The sequence below is a fragment of the Enterobacter hormaechei subsp. xiangfangensis genome (genome assembly GCF_001729785.1).
GTDB classification, from domain to species: domain Bacteria; phylum Pseudomonadota; class Gammaproteobacteria; order Enterobacterales; family Enterobacteriaceae; genus Enterobacter; species Enterobacter hormaechei_C.
In genome coordinates, this window is record NZ_CP017183.1 from 2,342,857 (window position 1) to 2,365,335 (window position 22,479).

Sequence of the window (22,479 nt, forward strand, 5' to 3'; positions counted from 1 at the left end):
GCATAAATGATGCAATTGATAGCCCTCTTCGTCCGGTTAAGAATGGATGCATTCATCCGAGGGGGGAAAAATATGGAAAACCACATCAACGATCTCAGAAGTGCTATCGAACTGCTAAAACGCCATGAAGGTCAATACCTTGAAACCAGCCATCCGGTCGATCCTGACGCGGAGCTGGCGGGTGTGTACCGGCATATTGGTGCTGGCGGCACGGTAAAACGTCCGACGCGCATTGGCCCGGCGATGATGTTTAACGCTATTAAGGGATACCCCGACTCCCGTATTCTGGTCGGAATGCACGCCAGCCGCGAGCGGGCGGCGCTCCTGTTGGGCTGCGATCCCTCTGAACTGGCAAAACATGTCGGCCAGGCCGTGAAAAACCCGATTGCTCCCGTTGTGGTTCCGGCGGCCCAGGCGCCGTGTCAGGAACAGGTGTTTTATGCCGACGATCCGGAATTCGATCTGCGTAAATTGCTTCCGGCACCGACCAACACGCCGATAGATGCCGGTCCGTTCTTCTGTCTGGGGCTGGTGCTGGCAAGCGATCCGGAAGATGCCTCACTGACCGATGTCACTATTCACCGTCTCTGTGTTCAGGAGCGCGATGAGCTCTCCATGTTTCTTGCCGCGGGCCGCCATATTGAAGTGTTCCGTAAGAAAGCAGAGGAGGCGGGTAAACCGTTGCCGGTCACGATCAATATGGGTCTCGATCCCGCTATCTATATTGGCGCCTGTTTCGAAGCCCCTACCACGCCCTTCGGCTACAACGAACTGGGTGTCGCCGGTGCGTTACGTCAGACCCCCGTCGAGCTGGTGCAGGGTGTGGCCGTAAATGAAAAAGCGATTGCGCGTGCGGAAATTATCATCGAAGGCGAACTGCTGCCGGGCGTGCGCGTAGAAGAAGATCAGCATACCCACACCGGGCACGCGATGCCGGAATTTCCCGGCTACTGCGGGGAGGCTAACCCCTCCTTACCGGTAATCAAAGTGAAGGCCGTCACGATGCGTCATCAGGCGATCCTGCAAACCCTGGTAGGACCGGGCGAAGAGCACACCACGCTGGCCGGTTTGCCAACGGAGGCCAGCATCCGTAATGCGGTGGAAGAAGCCATCCCCGGTTTTCTGCAAAACGTCTATGCGCATACCGCTGGCGGCGGCAAGTTCCTTGGCGTATTGCAGGTGAAAAAACGCCAGCCCTCTGACGAAGGGCGTCAGGGTCAGGCGGCTCTCATTGCGTTAGCCACCTATTCCGAGCTTAAAAACATTATTCTCGTCGACGAAGATGTGGATATTTTCGACAGCGACGACATCTTGTGGGCGATGACGACCCGTATGCAGGGCGATGTCAGCATCATCCATCTGCCGGGGATCCGCGGACACCAGCTCGATCCGTCTCAGGCGCCGGACTACAGCCCCTCCATTCGTGGCAACGGGATCACCTGCAAAACGATTTTCGACTGTACGGTGCCCTGGGCGCTGAAGTCCCGCTTTGAGCGTGCGCCCTTTATGGAGGTAGACCCAACGCCGTGGGCACCTGAACTGTTTAAAAAATAGCGTTAACCGGAAAATCTTCTTCACCCTTCACGGGTGAAGAACCTCACGCTGAAATTGCCGCGTCCCCTGCTTTCTTGTAACCTTTGAGCGTTTATCACATCCCCATAAAAAATGAGACTACCGGACGCCTATGACAGCACATGTTTCCAACGATCCTTTGCATGGCGTAACCCTCGAAATGCAGGTTAACGCGCTGGTTGCGCGATATGGCTGGAATGAACTGGGCAACCGAATCAAAATCAACTGTTTTCGCAAGGACCCGAGTGTTAAATCGAGTCTGAAGTTCCTGCGCCGCACCCCATGGGCGCGGGCGGAAGTTGAAGCCCTCTACCTCGACTCCCTTCACGATGACGGTAACGGGGAACAGGACGAACCGGCGTTTAATCCCTGGACGGATAGCCGGACACCCAGGAGCTAACACGCAAATGATGCGACACGTAAAACGGACTGGCGCGCTGCTTGGCTGCGCGCTTTTACTGGTAAGTTGCACTTCCAAACCACCTAAATCACTCGTAACCCCGCTGCCGCAGGCGAAACCTGTACAGCAGACTAACGAACCCATGCGCGGGATCTGGCTGGCGACCGTCTCCCGTCTCGACTGGCCTCCCGTTTCATCGGTGAATGGCCGTAGCGCGGACCAGCGCATCGCCCAGCAACAGCGGGCGTTGACGGACAAGCTCGATAAGCTGAAAAATCTTGGGATCAATACCGTCTTCTTTCAGGTAAAACCGGACAGTACGGCGCTGTGGGCTTCTAAAATACTGCCCTGGTCAGATACCCTGACGGGGACTATCGGGGAAGATCCCGGTTACGATCCGCTTCAGTTTATGCTGGATGAAGCGCACAAGCGTGGGATGAAGGTTCATGCCTGGTTTAACCCATACCGCGTTTCCACCAACACGAAGCCGTCGACCATCGCCGCGCTTAACCGCACCTCGTCGCTTCATCCTTCGAGCGTGTACGTCCTGCATCCGGAGTGGATCCGCACCTCGGGGGATCGTTTTGTTCTCGACCCGGGCATTCCCGAGGTGCGGGACTGGATAACCCAGGTGGTGATGGAAGTGGTAAATCATTACCCTGTCGACGGCGTTCAGTTCGATGACTATTTTTACACCGAGACGCCGGGCTCCCCCCTGAATGATGCCTGGACCTTCAGGCGCTATGGCGAAGGATTTTCGTCAAAAGCGGACTGGCGTCGACACAATACGCAGCAGTTGATTGTGCAGGTCTCCAGGGCGATCAAGCAGGCTAAACCTGAGGTCGAATTTGGCGTCAGCCCGGCGGGGGTCTGGCGCAATCGCTCCTTCGACCCGGCAGGCTCGGACACGCGCGGCGCCGCAGCCTATGATGAATCCTACGCTGACACGCGCAAATGGGTACAGCAGGGTTTACTGGATTACATTGCGCCGCAGATCTACTGGCCCTTCGCCCGCGACGCGGCACGTTACGATGTGCTGACAAAATGGTGGGCTGACGTGGTGAAACCAACCCATACCCGTCTGTATATCGGGATCGCGTTCTATAAAGTGGGCACGCCTTCCAGAAACGAACCGGACTGGACGGTGAACGGCGGCGTACCGGAGCTGAAAAAACAGCTCGACCTCAATGATTCACTGCCAGACGTTAAGGGCACCATCCTGTTCCGTGAAGACTATCTTAACCAGCCGCAGACGCAGGAAGCAGTAAATTACCTCCGGGGACGCTGGGGTAGTTGACTGAAAAAAGGCAGAAACGTCCTGTTTCTGCCTTTCTTTTTACGGCTTCGGTCCGAACATTGCCTCAAGCTGTTTTGCGTCTGGCATACCCACGACCTGTTGCAGTTCGTTTTGCTTATTCAGGTAATAAATAGCCGGTGTGGCATTCGCGCCAAGACTGTCCATGAGCGTCTGGTGATTTTGCAGGATCTCAACGGTTTCCCGGGACGCCGCTCCTTCAGGTTTCGGCAGCTTTTTACCGCCGGACAGCTCGTACGCTTTCCAGGCCGACACCGGATCTTTCGCATTCAGGATCGCGGAGGCGTTACGCCCGCTGTTCGGGTTAAGAAACGCAACCAGCAGCGTGTTGAGCTGGACCTTGCCAGCCTTCACCCACGGCTGCGCTTCAGCCCAGAACTGCTTGCAGTACGGGCAGAACGGGTCGGCAAAGACGAAGACTTTGCGCGGGGCACTCTCCGCGCCCTCCTTCAGGGGATGCGCCGCATTGAGCTTTTTCCACATCTCGCGGCCCATCGGGGCGTAGATCTCTTTCTGGAAAAAGGCCTCGCTGAGGTTGGTTCCCTTCTCATCATACAGATAGCCAGACACGACGTGCTTTCCGTCAGGGGTCAGAAAGAGCGTCACGCCCATGTCCTGATATTGCCCCAGCCACGCTGGCGCGCCGCCGGGGGCGTCAATTTTCTTAATGATCTTGATGTCCTGCTGTTCACTGAAGTGCTTCACCACAGCCGGAAGCGACTCCTCTGCGCTGACCAGCCCCGAAACCATCAGAGCAGAGAGTAACAGCACCTTTTTCTTTGCTAACCGTTGAAGCATAACGACCCCTCTAAAATATTGTTTTTCAGAGTGGTCGAAGTTTATTGCCCTGTCAACGCTTCATAAATATCCTTGAGGCGACTACGCAAAAATCGCACGGCTTTGTGTTTGCGGGATAATAACGCCTGCACACTGTCGCCTGTTTCCTCTGCCAGCACCTTCATGCTGTAGCCCTCAAATTCCGTTTTTTCAAACACCTCGCGCTGAGGTGGCGGCAGTTCCGACAGGGCTTGCCCCAACTCTTCCCATAGCAGCATGTTGAGATACTCCTCCTCCGGCGTTTGCGGTACGCCGAATAACGTTTCTGCAATCTCCTGCTCCGGAAAGTCCTCGTCATCTGCTGTCAGGTACGCCGGCAGTGAAACCTCGTGCTTTTTTCGCGCCCGGTCGATCATCTCATTTCGTGCGGCGCGAAACAGCCAGGCGGCGACGTTCTCGACCGGTTGTTCCACTTTCATCAACTGCCAGGTCACTTCCTGAAGAATATCATCGACATCATCACGAACCGCAGTCCTTCCGCGAATGAAGGCTTTTAGCCGCGTGCGGCAGGCATTGAGTGCCGAGATCAGTAATGATTCCCCCGCCTCACCGGCTTTCATATCGCTCACTCGGCTTCCGGCGCTTTCGCACCGTTATCATCTCGTTTTTCATCCCGGCCATCGTGCCATCGGCAATGACCATGGCGCCCAAATCCCGCCCGACGCTGCTGAATGAAGGCCTCACGTTGTTCGGGGCTCATATTCATCCATTGTTCGTGCATACGGCGGTGCGCACCGAACATACCGGGACGGAAACCCAGCCCACCGAAAAGAATGCGGCTCAGCAGCAGGATCCCCAACGCCTGCCAGAAGCCAATGGCTTTAACCCCCAGGATGGCCGGGAGCAACGCGTTCCACAGGGACATGACCAGCAGGCCAAGCACCACGAACAGGACTACGCCAATCACGATGCCCTTACCCATACGATGGCGGCCCAAGCCACGCCCGTGACCTTTTCCGTGCATATCAAAATTTCTCATGTGTGCCTCGTTTATGTTGAATGATTATGGTCTCTGATGAGGTAGACGGATGAGAAACAGAAATATTGCCGGGGAAAGAGAAAATTTATGTGATAGCGGCGTTGTACGGATAACAGTAATGGCTGAAGGAGATTGTGCAGCGGCTGAATACAAACATTAAAAAGGCTCCCTCGGGAGCCTCTCTGAACATCACGCCGTAGCAGGCAAACTAAAGCGCGAGATACTTTGGGACAGCTGCTGCGCCTGCTCCTCCAGCGAGGCCGCGGCGGCGGCGGATTGCTGCACCAGCGCCGCGTTCTGCTGGGTCACACCGTCCATCTCCGTTACGGCCTGCCCAACCTGACCAATCCCGCGGCTCTGCTCTTCTGAGGCAACCGAAATCTGTTCCATCAGCATATGCACTTTATTCACAGAGCTGATAATAGAATCAATCACCTCTCCCGAACGATTCACCAGTTCCGCACCGTTTTTCACGCTGGAAACAGACTGGGCGATGAGGCTTTCGATATCCTTCGCCGCCACCGCGCTTTTCTGGGCCAGTGTGCGCACTTCACTTGCTACCACGGCAAATCCTCGCCCCTGCGCGCCAGCACGCGCCGCTTCAACGGCCGCGTTTAGCGCCAGAATATTAGTCTGGAAAGCAATGCTGTTGATGACGCTGGTGATGTCCTCAATACGCTTCGAATTGGACGCGATAGTATTCATCGTTTCGATGACTTCACGGGTTACCGCTTCACCGGTATGGGCATTTTTCACGGCATCCTGCACCAGCTTACCGGCCTGGAAAACGTTGTCGGTGTTATTCGCCACCGTCGCGCTCAGCTCTTCCATGCTGGCGGCCGTCTGGGTCAGGGCCGAAGCCTGTTGCTCGGTACGGGAGGCCAGGTCGATATTGCCGGAGGCAATTTCCTGCGCCGCATGCGTCACGGTGTGGCTGGCATCGCGCACCTGAGAAATGGTGGAGAGCAGCGCTTGGCGCATCTGCTCCATCGAGGACATCAGGTGATCGATTTCATTCCCGGAATCACGCTTGATCGGTACCGGTACGTCCAGCTTCCCGGCCGCAATCTGGCGACAGTGCTCGCGCGCCAGGTTCACCGGCGCAAAGACCACGCGTTTCATCAGCAGGCTGACGGCGAAGATCACCACCACGAACAGCACCGCAATGCTGGCGATAATAACCAGACCCGACACAAAATTATGGCTCGCATCCTCGTTCAGCGTTTTGGCGTACTTCTGGTGAACGGAGAGAACCTGATCAAGCACAATTTCATATTGGCGATCGAGTTGAGACACCACGGGAATAAGAGCGTTGAACCGCGACACATCATGAGCGGCGGCAGCGGCAATCAGCGGTGCCAGTCCCTGGTTACGGTAATTTTGCCACGCTTGCTGGTAGGCAGTGACCAGCGGGGCTTCGTCCGGCAAACGCGGCGAGGCCATAAACGCCGAAAATGCACTATCGGCTTTGGTCAGCGCCTCTTTAACCGAGGCCAGTTTCGCAGACGGGTCGGTGGCGTCCCCCGCTTCCACCATTTTCACATACTCCATAACCCTGACGCGCAGGGTTCGGCTGTGGTTAATGGGATCAATAATGGACAGAACCACCTGAATTTCTTTGTTCACATTATCCAGCGAAGTATTACTTTTAATGATGAGCCCAACGCTGGTGGTAGTGCTGGCCACAAAGAAGAAAAGCAGGGAAAACAGGATAATCAGGGATGATTTTTTCAACGACATAACACACCTCAGGGATATAATTTCCCTTTGGTTATCGGCTGAATCCAATCTTTAATTAATTAAAGTTATAGATGTACCCCTCATACGTTACCCTGTCACTCCACGGCCTTGTATCGCCGTTGCAGGGTGGCATCCAGCTTACGCTGGATCGGCTCCGGCGTTTCCCCTTCAATCAGTTTGCCAATCAGATCAAAGCAGTGCCAGGCGAGCTGGCGGTTATCCTGACGAACGGTATCGACAGGAATGGTCAGAGAATCATAGAGATAGTGATCGTCAAAGCTGGCCAGACGCATATCGCTTTGCAGCAGATTATGTTGCCCCATATAGCGCAACACCCCTTCCAGCAGACCGCAGGCGGCGGTAAAAAGGGCTTTTGGCGGGCGGCCCAGGCGTGCGCAAAGCTCGGCAAACATTTCGTAGCCGGAGCTCGGATGGTAATTACCATGAATGATCCACTCCGGACGTAACTCGACGCCAGCGTCACGCAGCCCCTGCTTAAACCCTTCCAGACGGTCACGCGTCGGGGAAAGCCGCGGCTGGCCGCCGAGGAAGTAGAACTCATCCGGATGCTGGCGCGCGATGTCGGCCACCAGTGTGGCGGTTGGGATAATTGAATCGGTGAGGACCAGCGGCAGAGTACTTTCGTTCATATGACGGTCAAAAAGCACAACGGGCAACTGTTCGCTCAGCTTTTGATAGTCCGCGTCGTTGAGCATGCTGGAGGCGACAATCAGCCCGTCCACCTGGCGGGCCACCATGTTATTGACCACCACCGTCTCCTGGCCCGGATTTTCATCGCTACAGGAGATCAGCAGCTGAACACCCGCCTCGCGGCAGAGGGTCTCCAGCTCATGAGAAAAAACGGCAAACCCGTAGTTGGTGATTTCCGGCACCACCAGACCAATGGTGTGGCTGCGGTTGTCTCGCAGCGAACGGGCGTGAATACTGGGCTGATAATGATGTTCTTTGGCAATCGCCAGCACGCGCTCGCGTGTCTCCTCCGCCACCCGAAGCTCTTTGCTGCGGCCGTTCAGCACCAGGCTGGCGGTGGCTTTTGATACCCCCGCGAGCTCCGCGATATCTTTAATGGTGACGCGTTTTGTTTTTCTCACAACGACTTAGATCCGGCTGCCAAAACCTCTATTCTATCATGCAGCTGCGCAGCGACCAGTAGCGTAATGTGATGTCGGACGCACCTTCGAAGCGTACCTGGGCCGGATGGTCAGGAAAATAGCGGCTGCTCATGACGCCTTCACCGTGATTGATGAAAATTTCGACGCTGGAACGGTCACACAGCACGCGTAAATGATGAACAGTGCCCTGCCAGTAGCGGGTCAGCGTGTCTGCGGTTTTCAGACTGGCGCGTTCCAGACGGATCCCCGCATCATCCACAATCAGTCGCAACGCGCCGGCAAAATCCACGTTCACGCACGAGGCGCTCAGTTCGAACTCAAGACGCGCTCCCGCCAGCACCGGGGCATCGCTGGCGCGTCCCTGCCAGTGGTGTTCATCCTCGCGCAGCGTTTCCAGCTCACGGACCGGGGTCTGCCAGAGCTTACCGTCGCGGTAGCGCAGCTCGCGAGGACAGGTCATCTGGTGGATCCAGCCGTGCGCCCGCGTAGGCTGGAGCATCTCTTCGCCGTCCGGCACGCCCATCCAGCCGATGAGGATGCGGCGGCCATCTTCTGCCACCGTGGTTTGCGGCGCGTAAAATTCGAATCCGGCGTCAAGCTCATGCAGCTCGCCGTGCGTAAATGCAGGGGTTTGATAATCAAATGCCCCGCTCATCCAGACGGCCGGATAGGTGTTGAGATAGCGATGCGGTTCGCGCGCCAGCCCCTGCGGGCAGCAGATCAAGACGTGTGTGTCATCAAGCTCAAACAGATCCGGGCACTCCCACATATAGCCCGCGTCCGTGAGTCCGTTGACGCCGTGACCGGCGATTTCGCCGCAGGACGCCCAGGTGTGTAAATCGGCTGACGTAAACAGCAGCACCTTGCCGCGCTTATGCCGATCCTGCGCCCCGAGCACCATGTACCACAGCCTGTCATGGCGCCACACTTTCGGATCGCGGACGTGCCCGGTATACCCGTCCGGCAGAGGCAACACCGGTCCCAGTTTGGCAAACGTGCCGTCGTCATTTTGCACCGCCAGACACTGCCAGGCGGTGCGGCCGCCATCGTCAAACTTAACGTTGCCGGTATAGCACAGGGTCAGCACGCCGTTGTTATCCACGGCGCTGCCGGAGTAACAGCCGTTGCGGTCATACTCTTCGTCAGGCATCAGCGCCATTGGCTCGTGCTGCCAGTGCACCAGATCTGCTGAGCTCCAGTGTCCCCAGCACTTGTAGCGATGATCGCAGCCCAGCGGGTTCCACTGATAAAACAGATGATAGCGTCCGGCAAACCAGATAAAGCCGTTCGGATCGTTCATCAGCCCCGTCACCGGCGCGGGATGCCATTGCGGATAGTGGCTGTCCGCAAGCGCACGCGGCTGGCCTTGCATCACGGCCTGCAATACGGCAGGCCAGCGGGAAGTTAAAGTCATTATTCAGAGTCCGTCTTATATTTCAGCAGCAGAGAGACGGTGAACGCCACGCCAAATGCAATCACCATGCCGATAATATAGTTGAGCAGCGAGCTGGCCTGAACGATAGCCATACCGGGAATCGCCGTCAGCCCAACGGCGGTCATGTAGACATGCACCGACACCACCCAGGCACCGCCCGCCGCACCACCGATCAGCGCCGCAATAAACGGCTTCACAAAACGCAGGTTGATGCCAAAAATTGCCGCTTCGGTGATGCCCAGCATCGCGGAAAACGCCGACGGTAAGGTAATGGCTTTGATTTTAGCATCGCGGGTTTTGAACCACACCGCCAGACACGCCCCGCCCTGCGCCACGTTCGCCATCGCCCAGATCGGCAGCAGGAAGTTAACGCCAATCGACGGATTACCCAGTAGTCCGGCTTCAATAGCGTGGAAGCTGTGGTGAATGCCGGTAATGACAATCACCGAATAGAGCCCACCAAACAACAGCCCGGCCAGCCAGCCCGCGTGGGCAATCAGGGTGCTAAGAATGAAGGAGATCCCGTCGCCCAGCGCGCGTCCCGCCGGACCAATAATCAACAGCGCGATAAAGCCGGAGATAATGACGGTCAGGAACGGCGTCAGGATCAGATCTAACGCATCCGGTATTGCCCGGCGCAGCTGTTTTTCCACAATGCTCATAAACCACACCGCCAGCAGCACCGGGAAGACGGTTCCCTGATAGCCAATCATGGCGATTTCAAGACCGAAGAAGTTCATGGTGTGGAAGCCGGACGCTACGCCCCAGGCGTTGGTCAGCGCCGGATGAGTCAGGATGCCGCCGAGCGTTGCCCCCAGATACGGGTTGCCGCCAAACTCCCGCGCGGCGGTGAAGCCAATCAGGATCGGCAGAATAATAAACGCCGCCGAGCTGCACATATCCAGCATTATATAGAGCGCGTTATCCGGATTAACCCAGCCGTAGGTTTTAACCATCCCCAGCAGGCCCATCAGCAGACCCGAGGCCACGATCGCCGGGATAATCGGCACGAAGATGTTGGAGAGCAGACGCGCGATACGCTGGAACGGGTTCAGCTTGCGGGCCGCAATATCCGCCGCTTCCGATTTACTGGACTCGCTAATTCCTGCCGCCTGAATAAACGCGGCGTAAACCTTATTCACCACCCCGGTGCCGAAGATCACCTGCATCTGCCCGGCGTTGCGAAAACAGCCTTTCACGCCTTCAACCTTGCCGATAGCCTGCTGGTCGGCAAGCGCATCGTCGACCAGCACCAGACGAAGGCGCGTGGCGCAATGTGCCGCGCTGGCAATGTTCTCTTTGCCACCGAGCAGCGGAATCAGCTCGCGCGCAATATGATTAAAATCCATAGATACCTCTTCCTGACCTCTTTTTATGGTGTTTGAAACGCCCCCGCGATGCGGGAGCGTGAAGGGTTAAAACCAGGTTTCCATCTGCACCCCAAAGTTCCATTCCCCGCCCGCGTTAAAGCCGCTGCTGCCAAAGGCGTCATCGCTGGCGTAGTTATCCAGCTTGCTGCTCCAGTCCATCCAGGTGGCGAACAGGCGCAGCTCCGGACGGCTGAAGAAATCGCCAATCTTGCCCGCCTTTAACGTCGGGGCGAAGGTCAGCTTGTAGAAGCTACCGTTAACCGCATTGCGATCCTTGTAGCCTTCCGGGCTTAAATCCATGTACTGATAGCTGCCCTCGAACGCGAGGGCGAAATTCTGGGTCACCTCTTTGATCAGACGCGTGTTGAGCGTGACCCACTCATAGCTGTCGCCCTTCACGTAGCGGTCCTTACTGCTTTGAGCCAGCACGGCGGGCGCAATGTGCCAGCCACCGCCCAGAGGCGTGACACCGTAACTAGCAAAACGCCAGGTATCGGCTTCTGACAGCAGCGCGCCGTCTGAACCAATGCTTTTCACCTCGGCGCCCAGACCGTGGCCGTAAAGGAGCGCCGTTTTGGCGGAACCTTCCCGCAGGCCGTAGAAGCTCTCGTTATGCAGACCAACCAGCGCATGTACTCCGTTATTGGCAGCGTCGGTTTTAATCGGATCGCCGTTGCTGTCCTTACGGTCGTCGTTATCTTTTGCCCGTAAGCCGCTGACCATCATCTGCACCGGCCCGGCGAAGTGATTCATGCTGAGGATGTAGTTCTGAACGTTGTTGTCGATCTCCTCTTCGCTGCCGAAGTTACGGCCATAAAGGGAGAAGTTACTGCGCAGCGTATCGTTCCACTTCACGTCGTAGACGCCGCCACCGGTCCCGGCGAGAAATACTACGTCGGAATCCAGCCAGTGAATGTCGAAGTTGTCGCGGTCAAAACGCTTACCCGCCCAGAAGGTGCTGCCCTTCAGCGCGCCGGTAAAGTCCGGCAAATTGCCCAGCTCGGCAAAGGCCTGACGAATGTTCAGGTCGCTGCTGTCTGCCGACCAGTCGTTATAGGTTTTCTGACCGTCGGCCAGCATCGCCTTAAAGCGCGTCGTCGCGCCATTCTCCAGCGTCTGTTTGTGCTCAACATTCAGCTCAACGTAGGTATCCGCTTCGTTCCCCAGACGCCCGATGGCCCCGCCCGTTTCCCCGGCGGGCGTCAGATAAGGGCCGCTTTTGCTGCTGGAGGCCGCGTCGTTCATCAGCAGGCCGGAACGGGCGTAACCGTGAAATTCAAAACCGCCTGTCCGGTCGGCTTTTTCTTCCAACACCGTGGTGCGTTGCGCCACCGCCTGTGTGGAGGTTTGCGCTTCGTGCTGCGCAGCCACCAGCAGCTGTGTTTTCTGTTCCGCTGCCGTGGCGCGCTTTTCAGCAACCTGCGCGCGGGTTTCCGCCTCCTGCAAACGCTGCTCCAGCGCCGCCAGGCGCGCTTCGATACGGGTCATATCCGTCTGGGCAAAAACAGAGGTACTGCCGGCCAGCATGCCTATCATCACGGCAAGTCTGCGTTTTTTTATACATTTTGTCGCATCCCTAATAACTATCGGTGAAAGTGCTAAATTGCTAAACCGGTTTAGGCTGGTGATACTAAACCGTTGAATTTTAGATCGGCAATGTTTTTTGCTAAACCGTTTTAGTAAGTGTGATCGAGGCGACAATTCAGGCCGCCGAATGGTGGCCTTGAGAGGTGAATTACAGTTCGTGATGATAAGGCAGCGCGGTCATTGCCCCTTTTGCGGTTGTCGCCAGCGCCCCACAGCGCTGCGCCAGCGTGATGACCTCTGAGAGACGGGCCTGGCCATAACGTGCCAGACCGAACAGCAGCCCGGCGACGAAAGCATCCCCCGCGCCAGTGGTATCAATGCATTCCACGGGTGATGCAGCATAGTGTGTCAACGCGCCTTCCTGCCAGGCGGTGACGCCCTCTTTTCCCTGCGTCACCAGCACCAGCCTGGCCGGACAGGTGCGCATCAGCGCCGCCAGCCCCTCATGGACCTGCGCATTTCCAGTTAAGAACGCCAGCTCTTCCACCGAGATTTTCACCACATCTGCACAGGCTAATGCCCGCTCAAGACACTGACGCAGCTCGACTTCATCGTGCCAGAGATCGGCGCGAATATTGGGGTCAAAGCTGACGAATCCCCCCGCCTGTCTGATCGCGGCCATCGCCTGAAACGTCGCGGAACGGCTGGGTTCGGCGCTGAGCGCGATTGAGCAGACGTGCAGCCACTCCCCGGCGCGGAATGACGGGAGGTCGGCGGCGTCGAGGAACAAGTCAGCGCTCGGGCGAACCATAAAGGTAAAGGAACGTTCACCGTCGTTATCGAGATCCACCACCACCGTGGAGGTGCGATGCTGCGGGTCCAGCCGCAGCCATTCTGTATTAACCTGCTCATCCGCAAGCGTTTTTTGCATAAAACGCCCGAAGGGGTCGTCGCCCACCCGGCCTATAAAGGCGCTTCTGCCACCCAGACGCGCTACCCCTACCGCGACGTTGGCCGGTGCGCCGCCAGGACATTGCAGCAGTTTGCCCTCTCCGTCGGGCAACAGATCCACCACTGCATCGCCAAGTACCCAGATCGTCTCCATATCACCTTCTTAGCTAAATCATGTTAAACCGGTTTAGCTATTTAAGCACAGGCAGGGTGTCGGGGAAATATGGCGAGGGAAAATTTGCTTAACCCACCCGATGGGGCCAGTGGATATCACCCACGCCATTGAGCTGCGGGCGGGCGAACAAAAAGCCCTGGAAGCGGCGAATACCGGCGTATTCAAGCCAGCACCACTCTTCTATCTTCTCAATGCCTTCTGCGACCAGCGTAATCTCCAGATCGGTGCAGCAGCTGATTATCGACTTCACAATCGCCTGCTTGGGCCCGCTCAGGTGGATATCGCTGACGATCTCTCTGTCGATTTTGAGTTTATCCGGCTGGAACCGCGTGAGCAGCGAAAGACCAGCATAGCCGGAACCAAAATCATCTATCGCCAGCCCAACCCCTTCCGCCCGCAGCTGTTTAATCGCGCTGTTAAACTGGTTGAAGCCTGAGATCATCTCGTTCTCAGTGACTTCAATGATCACCTGCTCCGGCTGTAGATTGTGCTTTTTGATCTGCGTTACCAGGAACTCTACCGCGCCCGGCACGTTAACCAGCGACATTGGCAGCAGGTTCACCGCCAGTTTGTGGCTGCCGATGCCGAGCTTTTGCGCCAGCGCAAAGGTCCAGGCTTTGGTTTGCAGGTCGACTTCGTAAATCAGTTCACGATCGAGACTACGGAAGAAATGCTCCGGGCTGCCGCCGTCGTTTCCGCGTATAAGCGCTTCGAGAGAACTGATCTTGCCTTCGGACGGCTCGACAATGGGTTGCAGCGCAAACTGGCAGGGCTGTCCCGCCAGCAGACCTAACCCTTTACCAAACGGCGCGCGCTCTCGCGAAAGCGTCCATTTATCAGGCTCATAGTCCGAAGCGGGTGGGATAGCGGTTTTACCGGTGATAAAGGTCTGAATGAATTTGAAGACCCGCTCCTCAGAAGTCAGATAACTTTCCAGCTTGCTGTAATGCAGAACCGACGCCAGAACCGCTTTCGGGGTCTGAACGTCCAGGTCAAACAGCAGCATTCCCACGTCTTCGAAACGTCTGCGCGGGCCGTAATCGCGCATCAGCTCCACTACGCCGGTATGCCGGTCATCCGCACGGATGGAGTTAAAAAGCGCGACGACGCGCTGTTCCGTGCCTTCGAGAATTTGCAGAACGTCACGTCCACGGGAGAGAAGAATGCCTGAGATGCCCTGCTCCGTGTTACGGATCCTGGCCTGTTCAACCAGCGCGCTTAACGCTGCGGAGGTGCAGGTTAAGCTCAGCTGGCTTCGATAAATGAGAGTTGTCAGCACAGAAACGGGGTCCGGTATGGGGTATACGCCTGAACGGTACTGTTTAACACAGTTCCCCGGTGTGACCTAATCTATTCCACGTTGGGCTTAATTATCACCGATACGGCTGTCGATCCGCGTCTGCATATAGTCGTAGAACGGATTCGACGTCACGCGCATCAGCGCATCTTTGCCGACGCTCAGAACCGATGTTTCTCCCCACAGGGCTATCGTCCCGAGGCTGATACCGTAGCGGTTTTTCACCGCAGGATGGCGGCCATAAAGATCGTCATCCTGCGGGAACGGAATGGCAACATGTGACAGGGAATAAACCTCCTGCGGATACGCGACCGACAGCGGCATCACCGTTTCCCGGGTGCTGCCCGCTGGCGTTTTCTTTGCCACCATATCAAACCTGTCGGGGCTGGCATTGGTCACAATTGTGACACTGTAACGTCTTTTTGCCTCCGGCAGCAGGTCAGCCACCGCCGTCCAGGATGATGGCCTGAACAGTGGACGGAAACTCCCGGCCTGGTTGATATCAAAAACCACCAGTTCGCTGCCGTTTGCCGGAAGCTGGTCAAACAGCCCGCTGACCACGGCGCGGGTACTGACCGTTGAATCCATGACCGACTGGAAAGCAAGTATCGGCGGAAGCTGCGCCAGTTTGTGATCATGAACACCGCGATTTATCTGCTCATGCAGCGCCTGGGTAAGCAGCCAGGACTGACGTGCCGCATTCACCGGGAACGAATTGTATTTATAAGGATTATATTCTGGCGAAATGTTGAGCCACGCGGCTTTGGCAAACGCCGGTAACATAGCCGGTAGCCCGGCGAATCCGGCAAAGCGCGCAAACGCCGTGACGCCAATCATCGGTGAGAGCAAAACGATCTGCTCAGGTTGACGCAGTGCAGGCGCATCAAGGGCGTCGAGGGCATATTTCATCGCCAGCGCCCCGCCGTTGGAGTAGCCCACCAGATGCAGGGGGAGATCGTTCCCCGTCAGGCGTGTCGCTTCACGAACCGCGAGGCGCGTTGCCGCCAGCCACGCCTCCCAGTCAACGTCTGTCAGCGCGCCCGGTGCCGTGCCGTGTCCGGGCAAACGAGGCACTACGGCCACAAAGCCGTGCTGTTGATAATTCTCTGCCAGATGCCTGACGCTGTAGGGCGAATCCGTCAGACCGTGCAGCAATACCACCCCCCCGCGCGGCTTTCCGGCAGGCATCAGCACGAACGACCGGTTTGCATCCGGGGAAAAGTGTCCTGGCCACACCAGGCTCTGGCGGTAATAACGGTTCAGCGGCGTGCGCTCTGCGGGGGGGACTTTCGCCGTCACCTCAGCGTCGAGAGCGGTGAAGATGGCGTTTTCCCGCGCGACATACGCTGCGAAGGTCGCGTTATCCATCTCCTGCACAGACATTTCATCAGCCCGCCAGGTGTGCCAGTGATGCAGGGCTGGCCCCTGCTGCGAAAGATAAACCCGCACCGAAAGCAGAACGAGCACAATGATCCCGATGACCATCGCTATTTTTTTTGCGAGAGCCATCAGGCGCACGCTGACCCGCCAGGGCAAATTCGCCATGTAAGGCTCCCTCTTTTTTCCCCAGAGCTTTCATCTTACCAAAAAATGTGAAGAGGCTGACGTATTCACCAAATAGATACCCTTCAGCCTGCACACTGCACCAAAAGTGAACTACGCTGCACAAATGTTGATCACCTGTTAAACAAATATTGCATTAACTTTGCTGCACAGCGCGTTTTCGCCGCAATGTGAACATGGCACGCGTCCTGCATTGTTAATCCGGTAACAGAAACCCGGCCTTTGACAGCCAGTTAACAGCGAGGCGGTATGACGACCAAACCTGAGGTGTTGAGCCGTATCGAAGCGACCTTTAGCCAGCTCACCCCAAGCGAAAAGCGGGTGGCAAGCTGGATGCTGGCGCACGTCGGGCAGATCCCCTTTGAAACGGCAGAGAGCGTGGCGCTGGCCACGGCCACCAGCGGGATCACCGTCGGACGCTTTCTGCGCAAGCTGGGCTACCGCAACCTGGACGACGCCAAAAAAAGCCTGCGCGATCCCCACCAGCCCTGGGGCATTAACGAGCGTCTCGACTCCTGGAAGCAGCAACAGCCGCTGTCGGATCGCCTTCAGAACTCCCTGTCGCTGGAGGTGGACGCCATTGCCCATGTCTACCAGTTGGCGCAAAGCGAAACGTTCAGGCAGGTGGTCCAGCAACTTACCCATGCCGACGCCGTTTTCGTGCTGGGGATCCAGTCCACGCGCGGGATCGCCAATGCGTTCTTCAGCCATCTGGAGTATCTGCGCCCGCGGGTGAGCTATTCAGAAGGGCTCTCCGGTAGCTGGGTGGAGTCGCTTAACTCCGGCTTTGCGAACCCGTATATCGTGCTGACGGATACCCGCGCCTACTCCGCCATTGCCCGCCAGTACTGCCGCGTGGCGAGCGAAAAAGGCCTGGCGATGGCGCTGATCACCGATATCTGGTGCCCGTGGGCGCGGGATTACCCGATTGATTTACTCCAGGTGAAGACCGATACCGGCCATTTCTGGGATTCGCTGGCGCCGGTGAGCTGTCTGTTCAACCTGCTGCTGTCGGGCGTTGTGGAGGCGCTGGGGGATGCGCTGCCGGAACGTCTGGCAATCAACCGACAACTACAACAAGAGTTTGGTCAATTTGAACGCTAAAGGAGCGGAGCTATGCCTGAAGAGAGTCAACTGATTGATGTGGCGAAAACCTTTCCCACGCTGCATATCGATCTGAAATACGCGACCGCCGATAACATCACTGGCCGCCCGATCTACCAGCACGCCGCGTGCCTGTTGCATACGGATGCCGCCACCGGGCTGGCGAAAGCGATCGGCATCGCCGCGCTGGCCGGTCTGAAGCTGGTGGTTTACGACGCCTACCGCCCCCAGCAGGCGCAGTCGCAACTCTGGGATGCCTGCCCCAATCCGGAATACGTGGTGGATGTCGCAATTGGCTCTAACCACAGCCGGGGCACCGCCATTGACGTCACGCTGATGGATGAACACGACAACGTGCTGGATATGGGCGCCGGGTTTGACGAAATGCACGACCGTTCTCATGCCTGGCACCCTTCCGTTCCGCCTGAGGCGCAGCGAAATCGTCTGCTCCTGAACGCCGTTATGTACGGCGGCGGTTTTGTGGGCATCAGCAGCGAATGGTGGCATTTCGAACTGCCGAATGCCGCCAGCTACCCGCTGTTAGATGACCAGTTCGCCTGTTATCCGACCACACACTCACTGTAATTCTGGAGCCCCGCCATGAAAACAACGCTGCTTACAACCCTGATTGCCGCTACGCTCACCCTGAGCGCCCCTCTCGCGCTGGCGGCGGTGCCAAAAGATATGCTGGTGATTGGGAAAGCTGCCGATCCGCAAACGCTGGATCCGGCGGTCACTATCGATAACAACGACTGGACGGTGACCTACCCCTCGTACCAGCGTCTGGTGAAATACAAGCCTGGCACCACGGAGGTGGAAGGCGATCTGTCGACGGGCTGGAAGGCGTCTGACGACCAGAAAGAGTGGACGTTCACCCTGGCAGATAATGCAAAATTCTCCGACGGCACGCCGGTGACCGCCGAAGCGGTCAAGCTGTCGTTTGAACGTCTGCTGAAAATTAACCAGGGACCTTCCGAAGCGTTCCCGAAAGATTTGAAAGTGGACGCGGTGGATGAGCATACGGTGAAATTCACCCTCAGCCAGCCGTTCGCCCCGTTCCTCTACACGCTGGCCAATGACGGCGCGTCGATCGTCAACCCGGCGGTGCTGAAAGCCAATGCCGCCGACGACGCACGCGGTTTCCTGGCGCAAAACACCGCGGGTTCCGGACCGTTTATGCTGAAAAGCTGGCGGAAAGGTCAGCAGCTGGTGATGGTGCCCAACCCACACTGGCCGGGTGAAAAGCCGCACTTCAAGCGTGTCTCGGTCAAGATTATCGGTGAAAGCGCCTCGCGTCGCCTGCAACTTTCCCGTGGCGATCTGGATATCGCCGACGCCCTGCCGGTGGATCAGCTTGCCGCTCTGAAGCAGGAAGGCAAAGTGGCCGTGGCGGAATACCCGTCCCTGCGGGTGACCTACCTCTATCTGAACAACAGTAAGCCTCCGATGAATCAGGTGGATTTGCGCCGCGCGGTCTCCTGGGCGACCGATTATCAGGGGATGGTGAAAGGCATTCTCAGCGGGAACGGCAAGCAGATGCGCGGCCCGATCCCGGAGGGCATGTGGGGCTTTGATGCGAACGCCATGCAGTACAGCTTTGACGAGGCCAAAGCCAAAGCGGCGCTGGAAAAAGTCAACGATAAACCCGCCAGCCTGACGTTCCTCTACTCCGATAACGACCCGAACTGGGAGCCTATCGCCCTCTCCACGCAGGCGAGCCTGGGCAAGCTGGGGATTAACGTCAAGCTCGAGAAACTGGCGAACGCCACCATGCGCGACCGCGTCGGCAAAGGTGATTATGACATTGCGATTGGTAACTGGAGCCCGGACTTCGCTGACCCGTACATGTTCATGAACTACTGGTTCGAATCGGACAAAAAAGGGCTGCCGGGTAACCGCTCATTCTATGAGAACAAAGAGGTCGATGCGCTGTTGCAGGCGGCACTGAAAACCACCGATCAGGCGGAGCGCACCAAAGATTACCAGCAGGCGCAGAAAGTGGTGATTGACGAGGCGGCTTACGTTTATCTGTTCCAGAAGAACTATCAGCTGGCGATGAACAAAGAGGTCAAAGGCTTCACCTTTAATCCGATGCTTGAGCAGGTCTTTAACATCGCCACCATGAGTAAGTAACGGCCCACGCCGGGGGGAAGTGTATGACGTTCTGGAGCATTGTGCGCCAGCGCTGCTGGGGGTTAATCCTGGTGGTGGCCGGTGTCTGTATTATTACTTTTATTATTTCACACCTGATCCCCGGCGATCCGGCCCGCCTGCTGGCCGGTGACCGCGCCAGCGATGAAATCGTGCAGGGCATCCGCCAGCAGCTGGGGCTGGATCAACCGCTCTATATTCAGTTTGGCCGCTATGTAGAGGCGCTGGCGCATGGCGATCTGGGCACATCCATTCGCACCGGTCGCCCCGTTGCGGAAGATTTGAAAGCCTTTTTCCCCGCCACGCTGGAACTGGCCTTCTGCTCTTTGCTGCTGGCCCTGGTGATTGGCGTGCCGCTGGGCATTTTATCGGCGGTGTACCGTAACCGCTGGCTGGATCACCTGGTCCGACTGATGGCGATGACCGGCATCTCGACGCCTGCCTTCTGGCTGGGACTGGGAGTTATCGTTCTGTTCTACGGGCAACTGCAAATTCTGCCCGGCGGCGGCAGGCTGGACGACTGGCTCGATCCGCCCGCCCACGTTACCGGTTTTTATCTGCTGGACGCTCTGCTGGAAGGCAACGGCGAGGTGTTTTTCAACGCCCTACAGCACCTGATTCTCCCCTCCCTGACCCTGGCCTTTGTGCATCTGGGTATTGTGGCGCGTCAGGTACGTTCCGCGATGCTGGAGCAACTGAGCGAGGATTATATTCGTACCGCCCGCGCGAGCGGGTTGCCGGGGTGGTACATCGTGCTGCGCTACGCCTTACCCAACGCCATGATCCCCTCCATTACCGTGCTCGGGCTGGCGCTGGGCGATCTGCTGTACGGGGCAGTCCTTACCGAAACCGTGTTTGCCTGGCCGGGAATGGGAGCCTGGGTGGTGACCTCCATTCAGGCGCTGGACTTCCCTGCCGTCATGGGCTTCGCGGTCGTGGTATCGCTGGCCTATGTCTTCGTCAATCTGGTGGTGGATCTGCTGTACCTGTGGATCGACCCGCGAATCGGGCGCGGAGGTGCCGAATGATGTTAACTCAGGAAACGCCCGTCCCTGTCAGCACCGCTAAACAGCGCATTAACTGGGCAAAGCTATTCTGGATGTTACGCAAAAGCCCGCTCACGCTGATCGGCGGGGTGATTATGATCGTGATGCTGCTGATGATGATGGTCTCGCCGTGGATAGTCCCGCACGATCCGAATGCGCTGGATCTGACCGCGCGATTGCAGGCGCCTTCAGCCCAGCACTGGTTTGGCACCGATGAGGTGGGCCGGGATCTGTTCAGCCGCGTGCTGGTGGGCAGCCAGCAGTCCATCACGGCGGGGCTGGCGGTGGTGGTGATTGCGGGCGGCATCGGTTCTCTGCTCGGCTGTTTGTCCGGCGTACTCGGCGGACGCGGCGACGCCATCATTATGCGTATCATGGACATTATGCTCTCCATCCCCTCGCTGGTGTTGACGATGGCGCTGGCCGCCGCGCTCGGCCCAAGCCTGTTTAACGCGATGCTGGCGATTGCGATTGTACGCATTCCGTTTTACGTGCGGCTGGCACGCGGGCAAACGCTGTTGGTGCGCCAGTTCACCTACGTGCAGGCCGCCCGCACCTTTGGCGCATCGCGCTGGCACCTGATCAGCTGGCATATTCTGCGTAACGCCCTTCCGCCGCTGATCGTACAGGCGTCGCTGGATATCGGCAGCGCCATCCTGATGGCCGCCACGCTGGGCTTTATTGGATTAGGCGCGCAGCAGCCGACCGCCGAATGGGGCGCGATGGTGGCCGTGGGGCGTAACTACGTGCTTGACCAGTGGTGGTACTGCGCGTTTCCGGGGGCGGCAATTCTGATCACGGCGGTTGGGTTTAATCTGTTTGGCGATGGTCTTCGCGACCTGCTGGATCCCAAATCAGGAGGGAAGCAGTCATGAGTGATTCCGTATTATCGATTGAAGATTTGCATCTGAGCTTCCCCATTTTTCGCGGTGACGTCCACGCGCTCAACCACGTCTCGCTGGAGATTGGCCGGGGTGAAATTGTCGGCGTGGTGGGCGAATCCGGCTCGGGAAAATCGGTCACCGCGATGCTGGCGATGCGCCTGCTGCCGGAAGGCAGTTACCATGTTCACCATGGCCGGGTCACCCTGCTCGGGGAAGATGTCCTGAACGCGTCGGAAAAACAGCTTCGTCAGTGGCGCGGCGCCAGGGTGGCGATGATTTTTCAGGAGCCGATGACGGCGCTTAACCCTACGCGCCGGATTGGCAGACAAATGGTGGAGGTGATCCGCCAGCATCAGTCGCTTTCCCGCCGCGACGCGCAGCAGAAGGCGATCGCCCTGCTGGGCGAGATGCAAATCCCGGATGCGGCACAGGTGATGGATCGCTATCCGTTTGAGCTTTCCGGCGGCATGCGCCAGCGGGTGATGATCGCCCTTGCCTTCTCCTGCGAGCCGGAGCTGATCATTGCCGATGAGCCGACCACCGCGCTGGACGTGACCGTTCAGCGTCAGGTGCTGCGGCTACTGAAACACAAAGCGCGCGCCAGCGGGACGTCGGTGCTGTTTATCAGTCACGATATGGCGGTGGTGTCGCAGCTTTGTGACCGGATGTACGTTATGTACGCGGGCAGCGTGATCGAAAGCGGCAGCACGCAGACTTTGATCCACCATCCTGTACACCCCTATTCGATTGGCCTGCTGCGGTGTGCCCCGGAAAATGGTGAACCGCGCGAGATCCTCCCGGCCATTCCCGGCACGGTGCCTAACCTCAGCCACCTCCCGCGCGGATGTGCCTTTCGCGAACGCTGTTTTGCTGCCGGGGCGAAATGCAGCGAAACGCCGCGCTTAATTTCCACGGGCGCAGAAGGCCAACAGGCTGCCTGCTGGTACCCACAATAGGAGAGACGCCATGTCTGAGGTACTGCTGGAACTGGATAGCGTGC

20 protein-coding genes are annotated in these 22,479 nt (G+C 57.6%); 9 read left to right on the forward strand and 11 right to left on the reverse strand.

Going from position 1 to position 22,479, the window contains the following annotated elements:
- The first annotated feature begins 72 nt into the window (after positions 1–72).
- The 3 genes from BFV63_RS11235 (at position 73) to BFV63_RS11245 (ending at position 3,269) form a co-directional block, all read left to right on the forward strand.
- A complete protein-coding gene (locus BFV63_RS11235; protein WP_048240764.1) occupies positions 73–1,554 on the forward strand; it encodes a UbiD family decarboxylase in 1,482 nt (493 codons plus the stop codon).
- 130 nt (positions 1,555–1,684) lie between these two features.
- Positions 1,685–1,972 carry a VF530 family protein gene (locus BFV63_RS11240; RefSeq protein WP_003857097.1) on the forward strand — a complete coding sequence of 96 codons (288 nt, stop codon included), beginning with the start codon at positions 1,685–1,687 and terminating at the stop codon, positions 1,970–1,972.
- A 7-nt stretch (positions 1,973–1,979) separates the two neighbouring features.
- Positions 1,980–3,269 (forward strand): glycoside hydrolase family 10-like protein, encoded by a 1,290-nt coding sequence (locus BFV63_RS11245; RefSeq protein ID WP_048240762.1) that lies wholly within the window; start codon positions 1,980–1,982, stop codon positions 3,267–3,269.
- A 39-nt stretch (positions 3,270–3,308) separates the two neighbouring features.
- Here the strand turns inward: BFV63_RS11245 and dsbG are convergent, their stop codons facing one another.
- The 11 genes from dsbG to BFV63_RS11300 form a co-directional block, all read right to left on the reverse strand.
- Positions 3,309–4,085, reverse strand: a complete 777-nt coding sequence (dsbG, locus tag BFV63_RS11250; RefSeq protein WP_048240760.1) for a thiol:disulfide interchange protein DsbG — start codon at positions 4,083–4,085, stop codon at positions 3,309–3,311.
- Positions 4,086–4,126: 41 nt separating this feature from the next.
- Positions 4,127–4,684, reverse strand: a complete 558-nt coding sequence (locus tag BFV63_RS11255) for an RNA polymerase sigma factor (protein WP_172745095.1) — start codon at positions 4,682–4,684, stop codon at positions 4,127–4,129.
- A gap of 5 nt (positions 4,685–4,689) precedes the next feature.
- A complete protein-coding gene (locus BFV63_RS11260) occupies positions 4,690–5,103 on the reverse strand; it encodes a hypothetical protein (protein ID WP_048240756.1) in 414 nt (137 codons plus the stop codon).
- 189 nt (positions 5,104–5,292) lie between these two features.
- Complete coding sequence (locus tag BFV63_RS11265; RefSeq protein WP_048240754.1) at positions 5,293–6,843, reverse strand: methyl-accepting chemotaxis protein; 1,551 nt, start codon at positions 6,841–6,843, stop codon at positions 5,293–5,295.
- A 95-nt stretch (positions 6,844–6,938) separates the two neighbouring features.
- Positions 6,939–7,955, reverse strand: a complete 1,017-nt coding sequence (locus tag BFV63_RS11270) for a LacI family DNA-binding transcriptional regulator (protein WP_048240752.1) — start codon at positions 7,953–7,955, stop codon at positions 6,939–6,941.
- A gap of 28 nt (positions 7,956–7,983) precedes the next feature.
- Positions 7,984–9,390, reverse strand: coding sequence for a sucrose-6-phosphate hydrolase (locus BFV63_RS11275; RefSeq protein WP_048240750.1), 1,407 nt, complete (start codon positions 9,388–9,390; stop codon positions 7,984–7,986).
- Positions 9,390–10,760 (reverse strand): sucrose-specific PTS transporter subunit IIBC, encoded by a 1,371-nt coding sequence (locus tag BFV63_RS11280; RefSeq protein ID WP_032609238.1) that lies wholly within the window; start codon positions 10,758–10,760, stop codon positions 9,390–9,392. Before BFV63_RS11280 ends, BFV63_RS11275 begins: the two co-directional genes overlap by 1 nt.
- A gap of 66 nt (positions 10,761–10,826) precedes the next feature.
- Complete coding sequence (locus BFV63_RS11285; RefSeq protein WP_069597535.1) at positions 10,827–12,317, reverse strand: carbohydrate porin; 1,491 nt, start codon at positions 12,315–12,317, stop codon at positions 10,827–10,829.
- 199 nt (positions 12,318–12,516) lie between these two features.
- Positions 12,517–13,413 carry a fructokinase gene (locus BFV63_RS11290; protein WP_045346219.1) on the reverse strand — a complete coding sequence of 299 codons (897 nt, stop codon included), beginning with the start codon at positions 13,411–13,413 and terminating at the stop codon, positions 12,517–12,519.
- 88 nt (positions 13,414–13,501) lie between these two features.
- Positions 13,502–14,713, reverse strand: a complete 1,212-nt coding sequence (locus tag BFV63_RS11295; protein WP_045346221.1) for a diguanylate phosphodiesterase — start codon at positions 14,711–14,713, stop codon at positions 13,502–13,504.
- 87 nt (positions 14,714–14,800) lie between these two features.
- A complete protein-coding gene (locus tag BFV63_RS11300; protein WP_048240749.1) occupies positions 14,801–16,276 on the reverse strand; it encodes an alpha/beta hydrolase in 1,476 nt (491 codons plus the stop codon).
- 267 nt (positions 16,277–16,543) lie between these two features.
- On the opposite strand from BFV63_RS11300, the gene BFV63_RS11305 reads away from it, so the two are divergent.
- The 6 genes from BFV63_RS11305 to BFV63_RS11330 are packed head-to-tail and all read left to right on the forward strand — an operon-like array spanning position 16,544 to position 22,435.
- Positions 16,544–17,398 (forward strand): MurR/RpiR family transcriptional regulator, encoded by an 855-nt coding sequence (locus BFV63_RS11305; RefSeq protein WP_022651219.1) that lies wholly within the window; start codon positions 16,544–16,546, stop codon positions 17,396–17,398.
- Between the two features lie 12 nt (positions 17,399–17,410).
- Positions 17,411–17,983: a D-alanyl-D-alanine dipeptidase gene (ddpX, locus tag BFV63_RS11310; protein ID WP_048240747.1), complete on the forward strand. Its 573-nt coding sequence runs from the start codon at positions 17,411–17,413 to the stop codon at positions 17,981–17,983.
- A gap of 15 nt (positions 17,984–17,998) precedes the next feature.
- On the forward strand, positions 17,999–19,531 hold the full coding sequence (locus BFV63_RS11315) for an ABC transporter substrate-binding protein (protein WP_022651221.1): 1,533 nt from the start codon (positions 17,999–18,001) through the stop codon (positions 19,529–19,531).
- A 23-nt stretch (positions 19,532–19,554) separates the two neighbouring features.
- The gene (locus BFV63_RS11320) at positions 19,555–20,577 is read left to right on the forward strand and encodes an ABC transporter permease (RefSeq protein WP_003857077.1); all 1,023 of its coding nucleotides are present in this window, start codon (positions 19,555–19,557) and stop codon (positions 20,575–20,577) included.
- Entirely contained in the window at positions 20,574–21,470 is an 897-nt protein-coding gene (gene ddpC, locus BFV63_RS11325) for a D,D-dipeptide ABC transporter permease (RefSeq protein WP_003857076.1), read from the forward strand. The genes BFV63_RS11320 and ddpC overlap by 4 nt, the downstream gene beginning before the upstream one ends.
- A complete protein-coding gene (locus BFV63_RS11330; RefSeq protein WP_048240745.1) occupies positions 21,467–22,435 on the forward strand; it encodes an ABC transporter ATP-binding protein in 969 nt (322 codons plus the stop codon). The genes ddpC and BFV63_RS11330 overlap by 4 nt, the downstream gene beginning before the upstream one ends.
- Positions 22,436–22,479 lie beyond the last annotated feature (44 nt).